2 protein-coding genes are annotated in these 1,502 nt (G+C 77.8%); one reads left to right on the top strand and one right to left on the bottom strand.

All coding sequences use genetic code 11. The annotated features are described in order from the left end of the window. Nucleotides 1-488, bottom strand: a 488-nt coding sequence (locus tag ABEB16_RS22180; protein ID WP_345714325.1) for a nicotinate-nucleotide--dimethylbenzimidazole phosphoribosyltransferase, incomplete at its 3' end; no start/stop codon positions are given. A gap of 123 nt (nucleotides 489-611) precedes the next feature. On the opposite strand from ABEB16_RS22180, the gene ABEB16_RS22175 reads away from it, so the two are divergent. Further along, a partial coding sequence (locus ABEB16_RS22175; RefSeq protein WP_345714324.1) for a quinone-dependent dihydroorotate dehydrogenase occupies nucleotides 612-1,502 on the top strand: 891 nt, incomplete at its 3' end.

Here is a 1,502-nt window from a genome sequence, read left to right as displayed (position 1 = left end):
GCCCGCCGGGGCGGGAGTCGTCGTGCTGCGCGGCGAACTCCTTGACCAGCAGCAGGGTGGGCGGAGCCGACACCGACGTCGGCCACGTGCACCCCGACGCCGGCGTCGCCGGCCAGCACGGCGGCCGGGGCGCTGCCCTCCCGCAGGGCGCGCACCCGCTCCGCCGTCCACCCCGGCGCCCACCGGTCGAGACCGGCGCGGCCGAAGGCGCTGTCGGCGGCCAGCACGACGAGGCGGACGCGGTCCAGGGGCTCACCCACCCGCTCGCCGCGCACCCCCGCCAGCCACGTCGCCAGCCCCCGCAGCCGTCCCAGCGGCCCGCCACCGGCGGCCATCGCGGCCAGCCGCTCCTGCGCCGCGGCGGCCGCCTCCCGGTCGGGGAGCGCGACCGCGGTGGCCAGGTCGGCCAGCTCCAGGCGCGCGGGAGCGGCCGGCCCGGCCCCGCTGGCGGGCACCGGCTCGCCGGTGGTGGGTCGTCGCTCGCTCACGGGCCTCCTCGCAGGCGGTGGGTCGGCGAGCATCGTGCCACCTCCACCACCCGCCGCCGCTGGGTAGCCTGCCGGGGACGTCGGCGCCCGCCCCGGTGGCGCCCGGCCGCCGGAAGGGCCCCAGTGATCTACCGCACGCTGTACCGCACCGCCTTGACGCGGATCGACCCCGAGCGGGCGCACCACCTGTCGTTCAGCGCGCTGTGCGCGGTGTCCCGGCTGCCCGGCGTACCGGCGCTGCTGCGCAGGCTCTTCGTCGTGGCCGACCCGCAGCTGCGCACGCACGTGCTCGGCCTGGACCTGCCCAACCCGCTGGGCCTGGCCGGCGGTTTCGACAAGAACGCCATCGGGGTGGAGGCGCTGAGCCACCTGGGCTTCGGCTTCGTGGAGGTGGGCACGGTCACGGCCCTGCCGCAGCCGGGCAACCCGCGCCCGCGGATGCACCGCCTCCTGGCCGACCGCGCCGTCGTCAACCGGATGGGCTTCAACAACGACGGCGCGGAGGCGGTCGCGGCCCGGCTGCGCCGGCTGCGGGCGGTCCCGCCGCGCCACCCCGTCGGCATCGGGGTCAACATCGGCAAGTCGAAGGTGGTCCCCGAGGAGCGGGCGGCGGAGGACTACGCGACCTCCGCACGGCTGCTGGCCCGCTACGCCGACTACCTCGTCGTCAACGTCAGCTCGCCCAACACCCCCGGGCTGCGCGACCTGCAGTCCGTGCAGCGGCTGCGGCCGGTGCTGGAGGCGGTGCGGGAGGCCGCCGACTCCTCCGCCGGCCGCCGCGTGCCGCTGCTGGTGAAGATCGCCCCGGACCTGGCGGACGAGGACGTCGACGCCGTGGCCGAGCTCGCGCTGGAGCTGGGGCTGGAGGGGATCGTGGCCACCAACACCACGATCTCCCGCGCGGGGTTGCGCACCCCGGCCGCCGAGGTGGAGGCGGCCGGTGGCGGGGGGCTGTCCGGTGCCCCGCTCAAGGAGCGCTCCCTGGCGGTGCTGCGCCGGCTGCACGAGCGCGTC

Source organism: Kineococcus glutinatus (assembly GCF_039542765.1).
Lineage (GTDB): Bacteria > Actinomycetota > Actinomycetes > Actinomycetales > Kineococcaceae > Kineococcus_A > Kineococcus_A glutinatus.
This window is presented reverse-complemented; position numbering and strand designations above follow the sequence as displayed.